Annotated in this window: 15 protein-coding genes; 7 read left to right on the forward strand and 8 right to left on the reverse strand. The window is 67.6% G+C overall.

The features are described from left to right. Positions 1-57: 57 nt before the first annotated feature. Positions 58-483 carry a RidA family protein gene (locus tag H7X47_RS15150; RefSeq protein WP_193369553.1) on the reverse strand — a complete coding sequence of 142 codons (426 nt, stop codon included), beginning with the start codon at positions 481-483 and terminating at the stop codon, positions 58-60. Between the two features lie 239 nt (positions 484-722). On the opposite strand from H7X47_RS15150, the gene H7X47_RS15155 reads away from it, so the two are divergent. The 5 genes from H7X47_RS15155 (at position 723) to H7X47_RS15175 (ending at position 4,519) form a co-directional block, all read left to right on the forward strand. Continuing rightward, the gene (locus H7X47_RS15155) at positions 723-2,039 is read left to right on the forward strand and encodes a flavin-containing monooxygenase (protein ID WP_193369554.1); all 1,317 of its coding nucleotides are present in this window, start codon (positions 723-725) and stop codon (positions 2,037-2,039) included. Next, positions 2,036-2,710, forward strand: coding sequence for a DUF1028 domain-containing protein (locus H7X47_RS15160; protein ID WP_193369555.1), 675 nt, complete (start codon positions 2,036-2,038; stop codon positions 2,708-2,710). The genes H7X47_RS15155 and H7X47_RS15160 overlap by 4 nt, the downstream gene beginning before the upstream one ends. 123 nt (positions 2,711-2,833) lie before the next feature. Next, positions 2,834-3,187 (forward strand): ArsR/SmtB family transcription factor, encoded by a 354-nt coding sequence (locus tag H7X47_RS15165; protein WP_322096494.1) that lies wholly within the window; start codon positions 2,834-2,836, stop codon positions 3,185-3,187. Then, positions 3,184-3,936 carry a hypothetical protein gene (locus H7X47_RS15170; RefSeq protein WP_193369557.1) on the forward strand — a complete coding sequence of 251 codons (753 nt, stop codon included), beginning with the start codon at positions 3,184-3,186 and terminating at the stop codon, positions 3,934-3,936. Before H7X47_RS15165 ends, H7X47_RS15170 begins: the two co-directional genes overlap by 4 nt. A gap of 52 nt (positions 3,937-3,988) precedes the next feature. Continuing rightward, positions 3,989-4,519 carry an SRPBCC family protein gene (locus H7X47_RS15175; RefSeq protein ID WP_193369558.1) on the forward strand — a complete coding sequence of 177 codons (531 nt, stop codon included), beginning with the start codon at positions 3,989-3,991 and terminating at the stop codon, positions 4,517-4,519. A gap of 30 nt (positions 4,520-4,549) precedes the next feature. On the opposite strand, the gene H7X47_RS15180 is transcribed toward H7X47_RS15175, so the two are convergent. From H7X47_RS15180 to H7X47_RS15190, 3 genes are all read right to left on the reverse strand, one after another. Next, entirely contained in the window at positions 4,550-5,272 is a 723-nt protein-coding gene (locus tag H7X47_RS15180; protein ID WP_193369559.1) for a response regulator, read from the reverse strand. 39 nt (positions 5,273-5,311) lie between these two features. Further along, the gene (locus H7X47_RS15185; protein ID WP_193369560.1) at positions 5,312-8,788 is read right to left on the reverse strand and encodes a hybrid sensor histidine kinase/response regulator; all 3,477 of its coding nucleotides are present in this window, start codon (positions 8,786-8,788) and stop codon (positions 5,312-5,314) included. A 309-nt stretch (positions 8,789-9,097) separates the two neighbouring features. After that, positions 9,098-9,424, reverse strand: coding sequence for a DUF1127 domain-containing protein (locus H7X47_RS15190; RefSeq protein ID WP_193369561.1), 327 nt, complete (start codon positions 9,422-9,424; stop codon positions 9,098-9,100). A gap of 628 nt (positions 9,425-10,052) precedes the next feature. On the opposite strand from H7X47_RS15190, the gene H7X47_RS15195 reads away from it, so the two are divergent. Continuing rightward, positions 10,053-10,775 (forward strand): LuxR C-terminal-related transcriptional regulator, encoded by a 723-nt coding sequence (locus tag H7X47_RS15195; protein ID WP_193369562.1) that lies wholly within the window; start codon positions 10,053-10,055, stop codon positions 10,773-10,775. A gap of 107 nt (positions 10,776-10,882) precedes the next feature. On the opposite strand, the gene H7X47_RS15200 is transcribed toward H7X47_RS15195, so the two are convergent. Together H7X47_RS15200 and H7X47_RS15205 are read right to left on the reverse strand one after the other, a co-directional pair. Continuing rightward, positions 10,883-11,617, reverse strand: coding sequence for a helix-turn-helix transcriptional regulator (locus tag H7X47_RS15200; protein ID WP_193369563.1), 735 nt, complete (start codon positions 11,615-11,617; stop codon positions 10,883-10,885). A gap of 418 nt (positions 11,618-12,035) precedes the next feature. Then, positions 12,036-12,752, reverse strand: a complete 717-nt coding sequence (locus H7X47_RS15205; RefSeq protein WP_193369564.1) for a Crp/Fnr family transcriptional regulator — start codon at positions 12,750-12,752, stop codon at positions 12,036-12,038. Between the two features lie 350 nt (positions 12,753-13,102). Between H7X47_RS15205 and H7X47_RS15210 the strand changes: the two genes are divergently transcribed. Beyond that, positions 13,103-14,314: an AGE family epimerase/isomerase gene (locus tag H7X47_RS15210; RefSeq protein ID WP_193369565.1), complete on the forward strand. Its 1,212-nt coding sequence runs from the start codon at positions 13,103-13,105 to the stop codon at positions 14,312-14,314. Here the strand turns inward: H7X47_RS15210 and H7X47_RS15215 are convergent. Together H7X47_RS15215 and uxaC are read right to left on the reverse strand one after the other, a co-directional pair. Next, a complete protein-coding gene (locus H7X47_RS15215; protein WP_319633616.1) occupies positions 14,311-15,786 on the reverse strand; it encodes a mannitol dehydrogenase family protein in 1,476 nt (491 codons plus the stop codon). The two genes, H7X47_RS15210 and H7X47_RS15215, sit on opposite strands and share 4 nt — an antisense overlap. 15 nt (positions 15,787-15,801) lie before the next feature. Next, positions 15,802-17,217 (reverse strand): glucuronate isomerase, encoded by a 1,416-nt coding sequence (gene uxaC / locus H7X47_RS15220; RefSeq protein WP_193369567.1) that lies wholly within the window; start codon positions 17,215-17,217, stop codon positions 15,802-15,804. Positions 17,218-17,234 lie beyond the last annotated feature (17 nt).

Genomic DNA, 17,234 nt, shown 5'->3' on the forward strand with positions numbered 1-17,234 from the left:
GTTCTCCGGCAAAATCTCGATCTGCAGGCCGTGGCGATAGCGGCGGGAAACGACGGATTATGACGGCTCGTCGGGAATCACCGCCGTGCCGTCGATCTCGACCAGCCATTCGGGGCGGGCCAGGGCCTGCACCACCAGCCCGGTGGAGACGGGGTGCACGCCTTTGATGTACTCGCCGATGGTGCGGTAGACCGCCTCGCGGTGGCGCACGTCGGTGATGTAGACGACGATCTTCACCAGGTGCTCCATGCCGCCGCCGGCCTCTTCGATCAGCTGCTGGATGTTCTGCATCACCTTGTGGGTCTGCGCCGCGGGATCGTGGCTGTCGATGTTCACCGCATCGTCCAGGTTCTGCGGACACTGACCGCGCAGCCAGACGGTCCTGCCGCCGGTCGTGACCACCGCCTGGCACAAGTCGTTGTCCAGTCTCTGTTCCGGATAGGTGTCCTTGGTGTTGAACTTGCGGATGCGGGTATGGGCCATCTCGGTCTCCGTCGGATCAGGCACGAGGTGAAGGGAACTGCGGGGGTCTTCGGCTCTCCATTCTGCCGGCCGGGACAGCTTGACGGCTTTCGGCTGCGCCCTCCAGCCCTATCAGACGCTGTTCTCGGCGAGGCGGCCGAGGCGGGAGGATTTCATATTTTTCCCGGTCGAAGGTATCCCCTAGACTGGCGGCAGATCCGCCGAGACACTTGGAAAGCCGAACCATTGGGGGCCCACGCATGTCCGCTGAGAAAGTAGAGGCCCTCGTTGTCGGCGGCGGCCAGGCGGGCCTGGCCATGAGCGAGCACCTGAGCAAGAGCGGTGTACCTCATCTGGTTCTGGAGCGGCACCGCATTGCCGAACGCTGGCGCTCGCAAAGATGGGACTCCCTGGTCGCCAACGGCCCGGCCTGGCACGACAGGTTTCCGGGCATGACCTTTCCCGGGATCGATCCCGATGCTTTTCCTCCGAAGGAGAGGGTCGCGGACTACTTCGTCGCCTACGCGGAGATGATCGCGGCGCCCCTGCGCTGCGGTGTGGAGGTGAGGGAGGTGCGACGGCATGCGGATCGTCCCGGCTTCCGTGTCGAAACCTCTGAGGGTGTGATCGAAGCCGACTGCGTGGTTGCCGCCACCGGGCCGTTTCAGCACCCCGTCATCCCGGCCATCGTGCCTGAAGAGGCGGGTGTCCTGCAGATCCATTCCAGCGCCTACCGGAACCCCGGCCAGTTGCCGGAAGGTGCGGTGCTGGTGGTCGGGGCGGGATCGTCGGGGGTGCAGATCGCGGAGGAACTGCTGCGGGCGGGAAAGCCCGTCTACCTCTCGGTCGGCCCGCACCAGCGTCCGCCACGCAGCTATCGCGGGCGCGACTTCGTCTGGTGGCTGGGGGTTCTCGGCAAGTGGGATGCCGAGACCCCCGAGGCTGGCGCGGAACATGTCACCATTGCGGTGAGCGGCGCCCAGGGCGGCCATACGGTCGACTTCCGGCGTCTTGCCGAGCAGGGGATGAACCTCGTCGGCCTGACGAAAGCCTTCAAGGACGGCGTGCTGAGTTTCGCGCCGGATCTGGGGGACAATATCGCGCAAGGCGACGCCTACTACCTCTCGCTCCTGGCCGAAGCCGACGCCTATGTCGCCCGCAACGGCCTCGACCTTCCGGAGGAGCCGGAGGCCCGCAAGTTCGCGCCGGACCCGCCCTGCATGGCCGATCCCCTTCTTGCGTTGGACCTGGCGGCGGCCGGGATCGCCTCGATCATCTGGGCAACCGGCTTTGCGCTGGATTTCAGCTGGCTGAAGGTCGACGCCTTCGATCGGGACGGCAGGCCGAAGCACCAGCGCGGGGTTTCATCTGAGCCCGGGGTCTATTTCCTGGGGCTGCCCTGGCTGTCGCGGCGGGGATCCTCCTTCATCTGGGGGGTCTGGCACGACGCCAAGTTCCTGGCGGACCATATCGCCACCCAGCGCAAGTACCTGGCTTACCGTCCTGCCGCGGAGGAGAAAGCCGAAGCCTCATACCCGGATCATTCCCGGCATGAACCACAGGAACCCCGGCCATGACGTTTTCCATTGCGGCGCATTGCCCTGACACGGGCATGTTCGGCGTCGCCGTTTCGTCGTCGTCACCGGCCGTTGCGGCCAGGTGTGCCTTCGTCCGCCCGCGCACGGGGGCCGTGCTGAGCCAGAACATCACGGACCCGAGACTGGGAACGCGCCTGCTCGATCTGCTGGGCGAGGGGGCGAGCGCCGAGGACGCCGTCGCAACTGTGGCGAAGACGGCGGAGCATATCGCCTACCGCCAGCTCATCGCCGTGGACGGGCGCGGCGGATCGGCGGTCTATTCCGGTTCCCATGCGCTGGGCATCGTCGGCGAGGCGCGCGGCCGCGGCGTCGCCAGCGGCGGCAATCTCCTGACCACCGACTCCATTCCGCAGGTGATCGTCGACGCCTTCCTGGCGAGCCGCGGGCACCTTGCCGCCAGGCTGCTGACCGCCCTGCAGGCCGCCGTCGCTGCCGGCGGTGAGGCGGGCCCGGTCCATTCGGCCGGCCTGAGTGTCGTCGGTGAGGTCGACTGGCCGATCGCCGACCTGCGCGTCGACTGGACCGAGAACTGCCCGGTCGCCGAGCTGACCAAGCTTTGGCAGCTCTACGAGCCTCAGCTCGAGGCCTATGTGACGCGGGCGCTGGACCCCTCAGCCGCACCACGCTACGGCGTGCCCGGGGACCGCTAGCCGGCGCACTTTACCGCGCGGTCCCTCCGCCACGGACAGCAGAATCTATCATTCAACTATTTTGTTGACTGATCCGCCGGGCGGCTTTAATTTAACAATATGGTTGAACGAGAAACCCACCCGATGGATGCCATTTTCCATGCCCTCAGCGACGAGACCCGGCGCCGGATGCTTCGCGACCTCGCAGCCGGCGAACGCACTGTCGGCGAACTGGCGGAACCGCATCCGATGTCGCTCGCCGCGGCCTCGAAACACATCAAGGTCCTGGAAAAGGCGGGCCTCATTCGCCGCGAGATCCGGTGGCGGACCCATGTGTGCCACCTGGAGGCCGCGCCGCTGGAACGCGCGCATGACGAGATCGCTTTCTACGAGCAGTTCTGGACACGCAAGCTCGACACCCTGGAACGCCTCCTTCGCGAAGAAGACGCCCAGAATGCCTCCGAGCTCTCCGATCCCCCGAAAAGAGAAGACGAATGACCAGCCAACAATCACTCGCCTGCCTGGCAATAGCCGCAGGCCTCGGCCTGGGTGGGATGATACTTTCCACTGCCGCGGCCGGCACCGCTGGAACCGCTATCGAGAAGATGCCCGCCGACCTCGAAACCCGCTTCGCGCTCAGCGCCGCGCCGGCGCACATCCGCGCGGAGGCGACGGTCTACCTGCTCGATCCCGCGAAAGGCTATGAAGTCGCCAAAGAGGGGAGCAACGGCGTCGCCTGCATGGTGTCGCGGACGGCCTGGGAGCAGGCCGAGTACCGCAACGATATCTATGTGCCGCTGTGCTACGACGCCGCCGGGGTCGAGACCTACTTCAAGGTCCTGATGGACGTGGCGGCGCTGCGGATCGAGGGGCTGGCCCCCGAGGCGCTGAAGGCGGAAATCGAGGCGCGCTACGGCAACGGAACCTATACGGCGCCTGAACAGCCCGGCCTTTCCTACATGGTCGCTCCGGTGTTGCGCACCTGGATGCTTCCCGACATGAAGGTCCACACCAGGCCGATGCCGCATCTCATGTTCTATGCCCCGAATCTGACCGACAAGGATATCGCCGCCAATCTGGCGGCAGACGTGAGCTATCCCTTTATCTTCGCGGAAGGGCATCCGGCGCAGAGTTACATGATCCAGGTCGTCGGTTCTGCTGAGAGCGAAGCGATCCTTACCGCGGAGAAAGACCTTCTCGACAAGCTCTGCGCCTATCGCGATGTCCTTTGCGTGGAGGAGCGTTGAGCGCCGCCGGCTTCCGTCAGTCCGGAATTATCAAGACCGAAAGAGATGCGACATGACTGATCAAAACCAGGCCGATGACTTCGGCACCCTGACCGACAGGTCGACCCTTGTGATCCAGCGCTGGCTGCCAGGCCCGGTGGAGCGGATCTGGAGCTACCTGACCGAGAGCGACAAGCGCCGCAAGTGGCTCGCCTCGGGCGAGATGACGCTGAGCCCCGGCGCGCCGCTGGAGCTGGTCTGGCGCAACGACGACCTCAGCCGCCCGAACGACCCGCGTCCCGACAGCTTTCCCGCCGAGCACCGCTTGGAAAGCCGGGTGATCGCGTTCGACCCTCCGCACAGCCTCACGATCGCCTGGGGCGATGGTGACGTGACCTTCGAACTGCAGCCGAAGGGCGACCGGGTGCTGCTCACGGTGACCCATAGGGGCCTTGTCGAGCGCTCGGGCAAGGTGGGCGTCAGCGCGGGCTGGCACATGCACCTCGACCTCCTGGTCGCCGAGGTATCCGGTACGGAACCCGCCACGTTCTGGTCCGGCTGGTCGGCGCTCAAGGAGGCCTACGAAGACCGTATTCCGCAGTGACGGCCCGCGTCCGCAGAACTGCTGGCGGGATCAGCCCTTCGCCGTTGAATAGATGTAGCCGGCGCCGCGCACGGTCTTGATGACCTGGGGCTTGGCGGGGTCGCTCTCGATCTTGCGGCGGATGCGGGCGATGCGGATGTCGATGGAGCGGTCGAAGGGCTCCCAGTCGCGGTTGTGCGCCAGGTTCAGCAACTGGTCGCGGCTCAGCACCCGGTTGGGATTGTCGGCGAAGGCTTTCAGCAGGTCGAACTCCATGCCCGTCAGCGGGACCTCGCCGCCTTCCGAGTCGAACAGCTTGTGGGAGTCGAGATTGAGGGTGAAGCGGCCGAAGCGCGCCAGGCGGGCGTCGGCGGCTTCGTCGTCGCCTTCCGCCGCCTGCATCTTCTCGGCGCGGCGCAGCACCGCCTTGATGCGGGCCAGCAGCTCGCGCAGGTCGACGGGCTTGGCCAGGTAGTCGTCGGCGCCCATCTCCAGGCCGACGATGCGATCGACCACCTCGCCGGCCGCCGTCAGCATGATGATGCCGACGTCGCTGTTGCCGCGCAGGTAGCGCGCCAGCGAAAGGCCGTCCTCGCCGGGCATGCGGATGTCGAGCAGCACCAGGTCGACGTCGTTCTCGTCCACCACCTCGCGCAGCGCCTCGCCGCCGTCGGCGGGGGTGACGCGGAAGTCGTGCAGCTCCAGGTATTCCTGGATGGTCTCGCGGATGCCGGGTTCGTCGTCGACGACGACAATGTGCTTCTGCCCTTGCATTGCCATGTGTTCCTTAAATCAAGGGGACTGCCGCGTTGTTCATGGGGCCTTGTGCGGGGCGCCCTGCGCCTGCTCGGCCAGGATCTGCGCGATGAGGCCACGCACCTCGTCCAGGTTGAAGGGTTTCTCGATGAAGGGGCGCTGGACCCGCTGCAGGAAGACCCGTGCCGAGGGGCTGAGCGTGTCGCCGGAGACGAAGGCGGTGCGGCGCAGCAGGTTGGGGTCCTTGCGCTCCAGCGCGGCATAGAGGCTTGGTCCGTCCAGCTTGGGCATGCGCACGTCGCTGAGGATGACGTCGAAGGTGTGGCCTTCGATCAGGTCCAGCGCGCGCATGCCGGAATCGGCCGTCATCACGTCGTGGCCCTGGGCCGTCAGAATCTCCGCCAGGGTCTGCACGACATCCGGCTCGTCGTCGATGATCAGGACGCGGACACTGGGGCTGTCGGCCGCCGCCGCCTGGCTCTCCGCCGGCGTCTCGGTCTCCTCGGTGCTGGCCGGCAGCACCAGGGTGAAGACGGTGCCCTTGCCCGGCGTGCTGTCGACGCGGATGCGGCCATCGTGGGCTTCGACGATGCGGTGGCTGACGGCAAGGCCGACGCCGGTGCCCTCGCCGATGTCCTTGGTGGTGAAGAAGGGCTCGAAGATGCGCTTGCGGATCTCCCCGGGAATGCCGGGGCCGGTATCCGCCAGGCGCAGACGCACCTCGTCGTGCGGGGCGTCGTAGGTTCCCTGGATGGTCAGCACGCGCGGACCCGAGACTTCCATCATCGCCTGCTGGGCGTTGACGATGATGTTGGTAACCACCTGGTTCAGCTGGTCGGAATCGGCCCAGACCGGCGGCACTTCGGGGCCGATGTCCAGGTCCACCTCGATGTTGGCGGTGCGCAGCGAATAGCCGGTGACATCCAGGGTTGCCTGCACGATGTCGCAGAGGTCGACAGCGCGGCGCTCCGGCGGACGCTGGCGCGCCATGGCCAGGAAGGACTTCACGATGCGCGAGCAGCGGTCGGCGGCGTTGCCGATCTTCTCGGCGCGCTGGACGGTGCGCGGATCCTTCGCGGTCTCCTTCATCAACTGGGCATGGCCGACGACGACCGACAGCGGGTTGTTCAGCTCGTGCGCCACGCCGGCCAGCAGCGACCCCAGGGCGCTCAGCTTCTCGCTCTGGTACAGCGCCTCGCGCTGGCGGGCCATCTGCTCTTCCACCGCGCGCCGCTCCGTCAGGTCGTGGGCGCTGGCGACAATCATCTCCTCGCCCTGGTATTCGATGAGGCTGGCGGTCAGTGAGACCCAGATGATCTGGCCGTCGGAGCGGCGCAGCTGCACCTCAAAGCCCTCGACCGTGCCCTGGCTGCGAAGCAGTTCCAGGTAGCGCAGGCGGTCTTCCGGATTGACGTAGAGATCGCGGATGTAGGAAGGCTCGCCCGAGGTCTGCATCTGCCCGAAGACGCGCCGCGAGGCCGGGCTCTCGTAGATCACCAGCCCGTCTTCAGCCCGCACCATGGCCACCGGCACCGGCGAGGACTCGAGAATCGAGCGGACCAGGCTTTCGCTTTCGCGCAGGGCCCGCTCCATCTCCTTGCGGTTGGTGACGTCGGTGCGGGTCACCACGATGCCGCCCTGTCGGGTCGGCTGGTTGGAGAACTGGAACCAGCGCCCGTCGGCCTGCTGGAACTCCATCTCGGTGGAGAACTGGTGGCGCAGCTTCTTGCGCTCCTCCAGCCATTCCTCGACACGGCCCTCGGCGCCGACGTACTGGCCGCGCTCGGCGCCGACGCGGATGAAGTCCAGCCAGGGGGCGCCCGGCTGCAGGGCGTCGGCGCTCATGAAATTGAAATCGCGGTAGCGCCGGTTGCACATCACCAGGCGGTCCTTGGCGTCGTAGAGCGCAAAGCCCTCGGAGAGCGATTCCACCGCGTCCTGCAGGGTCTCGCGGGCCTCGAGCAGCTCGGCCTCCTTGGCCATCTGCTCGGTCAGGTCGACCACGGTGCCGATGGAGAAGGTGCGCTCGCCGATCTTCGCCAGGCGGGCCGAGACGGCGCCCCAGAACTCCTTGCCGTCGGCCTTCTTCAGCCGCGTCACGCGGCCGTCCAGGCGGCCTTTCTCGACCAGCTCGTCGGTGCAGGCCGCGCGCTCCTCCGGCGAGGCGAAGGAGCGTTCGGAGCGGTAGTGCTCGGTGACCGGCCAGCTGTAGCCCAGCAGCTCCGCCGCGGCCGGGCTGTGGTAGAGCACCTCGCCGCTCTCGGTGTCGGTGAGCCACAGCGGCAGAGGATTGTTCTCCACCAGGACGCGGAACTTCTGCTCGCTCTGACGCAGCGATTCCTCGATGCGTTTCAGCTTCGTGATGTCGGTGCGGACATAGACGCGCCCGCCGCCGTGGATCGGGTGGGTCGAGGTCTGCAGCCAGGTGCCGTCGTGCAGCTGAAACTCCACCGGTTCCTTCTCGGCGGCGATGACCTTGTCCAGCCAGATGCCGTCGTCTTCGTCTTCCGTACTGGCGTCCACCGCCCGGCCGTCGAAGATCTTCATCTTCGCCCGGCCCCTCAGGTAGTTTTCCAGGGTCGATGTGCCGACCATGTCCTCCGGGCTGGCGTCGTAGAGCGAGGCGTAGGAGGCGTTGCAGAGAATCAGGCGCTGGTCCTCGCCGTAGATGGCGAAGCCGTTGGGGATGTTGTCGACGGCATCGCGCAGCAGGCGCCAGACCCGCTCCAGTTCCTCCTCGGCATTGATCCTTTCGCTGATGTCGTGCAGCTCGGTCACCACGCTGCGCACGCCGGCCAGGGTGATGACGCTGGCCATGACCTCGACCGGCAGCAGTCCGCCGTCATTGCGGCAGGCGGTCAGGGAAAGGGCGGCGGGGGCGGTTCCCTCGCCCGGCTGCGCCAGCAGCCCGGCAAGGGTGTCGCGGTAGGCGGCGCGGCTTTCGGGCGCCAGCAGGACATCGGCGAAATTGCGCCCGGCGACCTCTTCGCAGGCGGTGCCGAAGAGGGACTGGGCGGCACGGTTGCAGGCGGTGATGTTCCCTTGCGTATCCGACAGCACGATGGGGTGGGAGGCCTGATCGATGATGCTGCGCCGCTGGCGCAGGATCTCTTCCTCCTCCAGCACCTCGGGCCGCGCGGCGCCGAGGCTGAGCAGCATGCCGGTCACCGCGCCGGCCGCAACGGCGATCTCGTCGCGGCAGCGGACGGTGGTGCCGTCGGGCCGCTGCAGGCGGTAGTCCAGGCTGGCGCCGCCGTCGGCCGCGGCCTGCCGCAGGGCCTGGCGGTAGGCGGGCCGGTCTTCCGGGTGGATCAGGCGGTCGAAAGGGTTGTCGCCGGCGCAGAGCATCTCGGCGTCGTGGCCGGTGATTTCTTCGGCGCGCCCGCTCACCGAGTCCAGGCGCAGGCTCTCCGCCTCCAGGCGGCCACGATAGAACACCGCCGGCAGCCGCGCCGCCATGAGCGCCAGGAAATCGGAGTCGGTCCCCTGCGGCGGCGGTTCCTGCGGTCGGGTTTTGGATTTCGGCGCGGACATGGCGACCCCTTGCGCGGCCCCCTGCCTCACCGCACGAACGCTATCCCGGGGGCGGTCCGGAGGCGCAGGCGGGCTGCCTGCCGGGGGCGCCAAGCAGATTAGCCGAGGGGCGCACCAGAGAAAAGGCAGCTTGGCGACCGGCGGCCGGGGCGCTGAACTGCCGGTCAGCCGCTCATTCGACGCCGCACGCTTTGAGGGTTCTCCCATCCCATGACCTGCCCAAGGTGGCTTTGCAGACGCAGGCGTTCCCCGCCGGCGTTCCGGGCGGGCCGCCGCTTCCCCCTGCGGGCGGCCCGTCCGGGTAGAGGGTTAGAAAGGTTGGCGCCCGGAGCGGGGGCTGCGCTGCAACTCCGCCTGGCACGCCGAGGAAATGATCGAGGCCCGGTTCAGGCCGATGTCGCGCAGGGTCCGGTCATCGAGCCGGGACAGCGCGACAGCGGTCTTGCGGATCCGCCGCGTCTGGTCGTTGGGAACGAAGGCCCGCCGCAGCAGGGTTCCCAGGAAACCGCCCAGCCGGCGGATCGCCCGCGCCGGGATCGCGTCGCGTCGCGGGGCATAGGGGGCCGCGCCGAAGGGGCTGACGGGTTTGTTGCCGGTCAGGATCATCGGCGAGCCGAAAACTTCGGAGTTGCTCATGTCACGTCACCAGGTTCGTCGATTGCTGATTGCTCGCCCGGACCGCCGGCCGCCGGGTCCTCTCTCGGCCTGCCGTTCAGTCGCTAGGATGGAGATATAGAGGGGCGCTGTTTCTTGCCGATGTCGCAGCCCCGGGGTTTCGGTATCAATTGTTCGCGCCCCGCCGCGGGCTGCGCGGCCCCCGGCCGCGCCACGACGTTTCCGCTTCCCGGCGGCGGAAATCTATAGATTTCAGCTAGTTGCGGCCGCCGGCCGGAAGGCGGCGGAGCGCCCTTGCCGCGCCTTTGCGGCGCGGGTCCTGAAACAATTGAAACATTGGCGGATGTGGGACTGAGGCTTTCAGGCTGTGAGATATCGGGCGCCGGGCCGGAATTCTTGAGGGCTTTTGCGGGAGAATCGAGGGCCATTTGCCGGGATTTTCGGGCTAAATGCTTGGCCGTAATGTGAAAAATCCAAGCTCTCTCTTATGTGGTAATCCGCACAGACCCTCCACCGGTCGCAGCGTAGCCTTCTCCTATCAGCGACACGCGGATTCCTTTGCCCCCTGGGCGAACGCTGGGGATCCGGCCTGTCGGAGGTTGACGCCAAGGGGTTGGTGGCGCCTAAAGGGGAAGGGAGAGCAAATACCATGTCTGAAGTGAACACACTGCTGATCGGCCGAAACCGGCTGTTCCTGGAAGGGCTGAAGAGCTTACTGCGCGGCAGTTCCTTCAACGTCTGCGGCGAGGCGCTCTGCGTCGGCGCGATGGAGGAGGCCGAAGACGCGCCGGAACTCATCCTCATCGAACTGCGCGACGAACTCTCCGAGGTGGTCGAGGATCTGCGCCAGCTGCGCGAAGATCTGCCCGAGACGCCGGTCGTCGTGCTGACTGACGAGCGCGATCCGCGCACCCTGGCGGGCTGTCTCAATGCGGGGGCCGCGGCCTTCCTGTTGAAGGACATCTCGCTGGAAGCGCTGATCCACTCCCTGAAGCTGGCCATGCTGGGTCAGAAGGTCATGCCGACCGACCTTGCCGCCGCGCTCATCAACGGGGCCGCCGGGGTGCAGTCGGTCAACGGCAAGAGCATCGAGAACTACGGTCTGTCGGACCGCGAGCTGGAGATCCTGCGTTGCCTGGTCAACGGTGACGCCAACAAGGTGATCGCCAACCGTCTGGACATCACCGAAGCTACGGTGAAGGTCCACATGAAGAGCCTGCTGCGCAAGATCAAGGCGGGCAACCGGACCCAGGCGGCGATCTGGGCGCTGAACCACGGCCTGGCTCCCGGCCTGCCTTTCGGCAAGTCCGAGCAAGCCCCGGTCTCCGCGCCGGCGTCCAAGGAAGTGGTGATGTCGCAGATGATGGGCTAGGCGAACCTGGCCCATCTTCGTTCTCTTGCTCTCTCGGGGCGCGCTGGCCTCTTCGGGTTCGGCGCGCCGATGTCTGGGGCCCCGCGGGCTGCCGCGGCGTTCAGCGCTTAGTCCCAGACGCCGCCGTCGTGATCCTTGCCGTTGCCTTTGTCTTTGACGCTTCTGGCGCCGTCCTGCTGCAGAGACTCCAGCAGCGGCAGCAAGACGGTGGCGGCCAGCACCGCCGCTTCGGTCCTGTTGCGGCAGTCCAGCTTGATCAGAATGGCGCGGACCATGGACTTCACCCGCGCTTCGCTCTCCTCCAGCGCTTCGGCGATGCTGCGGTTGCTGTCGCCCTCGGCCAGCAGGGCCAGGATGGCTTTCTCGCCGTCGCTGAGGCGCGCCAGCATTTCCAGGTAGACGCTGTTGTCGCTGCTGCCGCTCCCGGCGGCTGGCATGACCGAATAGCCGTCCTCGGCCAGCTTCAGGCTTTCCTCCAGGTAGTTCAGGCCGCGGTCCAGCAGGATCAGGCCGTCGGCGCGCTCGGGCAGTTCGCCCAGCATGGCGCACTTTGATTCCGGCACAGCCAGGAGCACCCGCGTGCGCTGGCCCGACCAGCGCCCGATCTGGTCCTCCAGGCCGTGGAAGCGGCTGCCGTCGTTGGCGGCGAGGATAAGGTAGTCGGCCTCCGGCTCGCCCCGGCCGTTGGAGGGAAAGATACAGATGTCTCCGACGCGGGTGTTGGGCACGCTGCGCAAGGCGTCCAGAAGAGGGCCGGGCTCGATGCCGGCCGCCACCACGGCGCAGCGGCGCTGCCGCGGCGCGGCCTCTTCCTGGGAGTCACGGACGTGCGAATCGTTCATCTGGACAGGACCTCCAACCAAAGGTGAACCCTCAAAGTCGGGCGCCTGGACCATCCTCGGCCCGTTCCGCACCCTGGCTGGTCGAAGCCTAGCACGCTGCACTTCCGCGTTCCCTGGCACAGGCATAGTACTACCTAGGGGGTAGCCGGCGGTCCCGATCGGGCCCGAAGCAGCCGGTTGCAGACGGTGATGTTTCCCGGAAAACCGCAAATTTCTATCGGTAGGGGCGTTTTCTGCGCCGCCTTGTGACTTATCCCACAGAGCGGCGGGGCCACGGCGTCTACCTTGGGCGCGTCATTGTGGAGGTCCTCCCTCAAGCCACGATGACGGACCTTCTAAGGTGAGCCCAAGCCCCGTCCGCCGCCCATCGGACGGGGCTTCTCCTTTTCACCGGTGTCGGGCTGCGAAAAGCGCCGCTTCAATCGCCGGTCACGTCGTGGACCAGGCGTTCCAGCTCTTCCATATCGCTGATGATCAGCGTGCGGCCGTCGCGCGAGATCAGGCCGCTCTTGGTCAGGTCGTTCAGCTCGCGGGTCACCGCTTCGCGGTGCGTGGAGATGCGGCTGGCGATGTCGGCGTGGGTCGGCGCCGGCGAGATGCGCGCGGTCTTGCCGTCACGCTCGCTCTCGCGGGCCAGGCGCAGCAACTCGGAATGGATCCGGTTCTTCACCGCCAGGGTTGAGAACTCGAAGATGCGTTCGCTCAAGGAGCGGACGGTGCCGATCAGGTTCGTCAGCATGGCCATGGAGACCGCCGGGAACTCCTCCAGGATCGAGCGGAAGGTCTCCGCCGAGACCGAGCCGATCATGACGTCGCTGAGCGCGATGACGTTGGCCGAGCGCGGCGCGCCGTCGATGGCCGCGAACTCGCCGAAGCATTCGCCGGCGTGGATGTCCCGGAAGGCCACTTCCTTGCCGGCGCTGGAGAAGAGGATCACCCGCACGGTCCCGGAGACCATGAAGTAGACGTCGGTGGAGCCTTCCTGGTGGCCGATGATCTGCTGGTTGGCCGTGTAGTTCCGCCAGTTCACGCGCTGCGTCAGGCGCTCGATCTCACGCGGATCGAGATCGCGGAAGATCTCGATGCGTTCGAGAGCGTAGCCTGTGCCGCCCGATAGCTTTTGGTTGGCCGTCATGATTCCCATTCATGCCGCTTCGGCTTGGCGCGCGCCCCCATAACCGGGAAGACAGGACCGCCGAGCCGTTGAACCGCTTTGCGAAGCCAGAATGCACCTCTCCGCAGACGCGGACCCGTTTTCCCACCTGATGCTCCCATTCCATCCTGGGAGCACTGGATGAAGGCCACTAAACCTGCGCAATAGTACCCGCCGGCCTCGCGGATGCAACTGACCGTTCGTTGCAGATTTCCTGCAATGCCCGCCGCGGGCCCTCGCCGCGCGTTGCTGACAGCTTGCTTTGTGAAGGGCATCGCAGTATGGAGGCGCCAACCCGCCCCGTCTGCAGCCAGAAACCGCTCCGCCAAAAAATGTCACAAGCGGCCGAAGCTTTCCCCGTGGAGCCTTTGCACCCCTGGCTGACGCAGGTGCTGTTGCCGTTCTGGGCCGAGACCGGATTCGACCCGGAAAACGGCGCATTCGTTGAGAAATTCGAGCCCGACGGCACGCCGAGCACGGCGGACTTCACCCGTGTCCGGGTGCAGGCGCGCCAGATCTACGTCTTTTCCCACGCCGCCCACGCCGGCTACAGCGGCGTCGGCCTGGCGCGCGCCCGGCAGGCCTTCGACTTCCTTGAAGCCCACGCCTGGGACCGGGAGGCGGGCGGCTGGTTTCAGCGCCTGCGCCGCGACGGGCCGCCGCTGGACCGGACAAAAGACAGCTACGACCACGCCTTCATGCTGCTGGCCATGGCCTGGCTGTACCGCGCCGGCGGCGATGCGCGGGTGTTGAAGCGCGCCGAGCAGACCATCGAATTCCTGGATGCGCACCTGGGGCAGACCCGCGACGGCGCCTTCGACGGCTATGCCGAGTGGGAAGTGGCGCCGGGCGAAGCCCTGCCGCTGCCGCGGCGCCAGAATCCGCATATGCACCTGCTGGAAGCTTTCCTGGCGCTCTATGAGGCCAGCGGCGCCGAGCGGTGGCTGGCGCAGGCGCAGCGCATCTTCGGCCTCTTCGAGCGGCATTTCTTCGATGCCACTTCCGGCCAGCTCATTGAGTACTTCGACCGCGACTGGCGCGAGATCCCGCAGCCGGAAGGCCCTGGGGGCCGGCGGCGGCGCGAACCCGGCCATCACTTCGAATGGGTCTGGCTGCTGCACCGCTACGCCGGGCTGGCGCAAGACGACCGCGCGGCGGCGGCTATGCGTCCGCTCTTCGACTGGGCCTGGGACAAGGGCATCGACCGCGCCGGCGCGGCGCCCTTCGTGGTCTACGAGGAGTTGGATCCCGCCGGCCGGGTCCTGGGCGGCGGCAGCAAAAGACTTTGGGCGCAGACCGAGGCGGTGAAGGCCTGCTTGGCTGTTTACGAACGATTTGGGGACGACTCGGCGGCCGAGGGCGCTGGCCTGCTGCTGGGCGGCCTGTTCCGCACCTTTGCCGGGCTCGACCATCCGCGCTGGCGCGAGCAGGTCGACCGCGAGGGCAACCTGATCCGCGAGGGCATGCCCTCCAGCAGCCTCTATCATCTCTTCCTGGCGGTGGCCGAGGCGATCCGCGTGCTGCCCGCAGCCGAGGACTCTTAGACTTCCAGCCTTTGCAGCGCGGCGGCCACGGTGGCGCGGCTGCCGTGGTCGACGAGGGACTGCAACGCCGCGGTGACGGCCGCGCGCAGCCGAGGGTCGGCGGCCAGCTCTGCGTCGAAGACTTCGGAGATTCCCAGGAAGCCCTCGACGATCCCGGCGGGCGCGGCGCCGGCTGCGTAGACGGCGCCGAGGCGCGCGGCCAGCGGGTCGCGCACGTCGATCTCGCGGCCGCTCTCGTCCTGGCCGCCGGCGTAGCGTATCCAGGCGGCCACCGCCAAAGCCAGGATGTCGATCGGCGCGCCGTCGTCGAGGCGCTGGCGGAGGCTGCCGAGCAGGCGCTGCGGCAGCTTCTGACTGCCGTCCATGGCGATCTGCCAGGTGCGGTGCTGCAGGCCCGGGTTGGCGAAGCGCTCGATCAAGGCCGCCTTGTAGCCTTCCAGGTCGGCGCCGGCCGGCAGCTTGAGGGTCGGCCCCGCCTCGCGGTCCATGAAGCACTTGGCCAGGCGGCGGAAGTCGGCGTCGGCCATGGTGTCGGCCACGGTCTCGTAGCCGGCCAGGTAGCCCAGGTAGGCGAGCAGCGAGTGGCTGCCGTTCAGCAACCGCAGCTTCATCTCCTCGTAGGGCGCGACGTCGCGCACCATCTCCGCACCGGCCTCCTCCCAGGGCGGGCGGCCGTCGGCAAAGTCTTCTTCGATGACCCACTGGGTGAAAGGCTCGGCCACCACCAGGCCCTCGTCGCGCAGGCCGAGGCGTTCTTCGGCCCGGGCGCGGTCGGCCTCGGTCGTCGCCGGCACGATACGGTCGATCATGGTGGCGGGAAAGCGCGCCTCGTCCTCGATCCAGGCGGCGAGGCCCGGGTCCTCCAGCGCCGCCAGCTCCAGGATCAGGCCGCGCAGCAGGCGGCCGTTGTGCGGAAGGTTGTCGCAGCTCAGCAGGGTGAAGGGTTTCGCGCCCGCCGCCCTGCGCGCCCTCAGGCCCGCCAGCAGAAAGCCGGGCAGGGAGCGCGGCCGGCCCGGGTTGGCCAGGTCGTGGGTGATGTCCGGATGCTCGGGGCGCAGCTTGCCGCTGGCCGGGTCGTGGCAGTAGCCCTTCTCGGTGACGGTGATGGAGACGATGCGGGTCTGCGGCGCGGCCAGGCGCTGGATCAGGGCCTCGGGCGACTCGGCGGCGAAGGTCACGGCCTTGACGGCGCCGATGACGCGCAGCGCCTCGCCCTCGGGGCCGCGCTCGGCCAGCGTGTAGAGGCCGCCCTGCGGGGCGAGCTGGTCGCGCACGCCGGGGCCGCGCAGGCTGACGCCGTGGATCGCCCAGTCCCCGCTGTGCTTTGCAAGGATGTCGTCAGTGTAGACCGCCTGGTGGGCACGGTGAAAGGCGCCGAGGCCCAGGTGCACGATGCCGATGCCGCAGGCGGCGCGGTCGTAGGCCGGTTGGGCCACCTCGCGCGGCAGCGCGCCGCGTGTCGCTTCACTCAATCTTTTTGTCATGGGCTACAGCTTATAGGCCTGCTTCACCAGGCGGTAGGTCAGGTCGTGGGCGACTTCCAGGGCCTCGTCCTCCTCCAGGCGGTGGGTGCAGACCAGCTCGGCCAGGTAGGCGCAGTCGACGCGGCGGGCGACGTCGTGGCGCGCCGGGATGGAGAGGAAGGCGCGGGTGTCGTCGTTGAAGCCGACGGTGTTGTAGAAGCCGGCGGTCTCGGTCAGCGCCCTGCGGTAGCGCAGCATGCCCTCGGGGCTGTCGTAGAACCACCAGGCCGGACCGATCCTCAGGCAGGGATAGTGGCCCGCCAGGGGCGCCAGCTCCCGGCTGTAGCTGGTCTCGTCCAGGGTGAAGAGAATGATCGAGAGGCCGGGCTCGTTGCCGTAGCGGTCGAGCAGCGGCTTCAGGCCGGTGACGTAGTCGGTCGGCAGCGGCATGTCGGCGCCGACATTGCGCCCGAAGTCCGCGAAGAGGCGGGCGTTGTGGTTACGGAAGGAGCCGGGATGGATCTGCATGACCAGGCCGTCGTCCAGGCTCATGCGCGCCATCTCGGTGAGGATCTGGGCGCGGAACAGCTCGTGCTCCTGGGCCGAGCTCTTGCCCCGGCGGATGCGCTCGAAGAGCTGCGCGGCGGCGATGCTGCCCAGGTCGGCGGTGGCCGCTGTCGGATGGCCGTGGTCGCTGGAGGTGGCGCCCATCTCGGCGAAGAAGGCGCGGCGCTGGGCCAGGGCGGCCAGGTAGCCGTCCCAGGTGGCGGTGTCTTCCCCGGTGATCTCGCCCAGGCGTTCGACGTTTGCCTCGAAGCCCTCGAAGTCCGGGTCGACCACCGGGTCGGGGCGGAAGGCGGTGATCACGCGGCCGTTCCAGTTGCTGTCGCGGATCACCTGGTGGTGGGCCAGGTCGTCGGTCGGCGATTCCGTGGTCGCCAGCACCTCGATGCCGAAGCGTTCAAAGAGCGCGCGCGGGCGCATGTCGTCTTGGGCCAGGCGGGCGCTCAGCTGGTCGTAGATGCGGTCGGCGCTTTCCGGCGTCAGGCGTTCCTCGATGCCGCAGACCACGGAGAGCGCGTGGTCGAACCACATCCGCGAGGGTGTGCCGCGGAAGAGATGATAGTGCCCGGCGAAGCTGCGCCAGATCTTGCGCCCATCGGTTTCCACCGGCCCGCCGTCGGCGCGCGGAATGCCCAGGTCCTCCAGCTTCACGCCCTGGCTGTAGAGCATGCGGAAGAGGTAGTGGTCGGGGATGATGAAGAGCTCGGCGGGGTCGCCGAAGGGCGCGTTGTCGGCGAACCAGCGCGGCTCGGTATGGCCGTGCGGGGAGACGATGGGCAGGTCCTTGATCTCGTCGTAGAGCCGCCGCGCCACCGCCCGCATCGCGGGGTCCGGCGGAAAGAGGCGGTCTTCGTGCAGTCGCAGGGCCTCGGCCATGAAATGTCGTCTCCCGT

The organism is Pelagibius marinus, assembly GCF_014925385.1.
In the GTDB taxonomy this organism is placed as follows: Bacteria; Pseudomonadota; Alphaproteobacteria; order Kiloniellales; family Kiloniellaceae; genus Pelagibius; species Pelagibius marinus.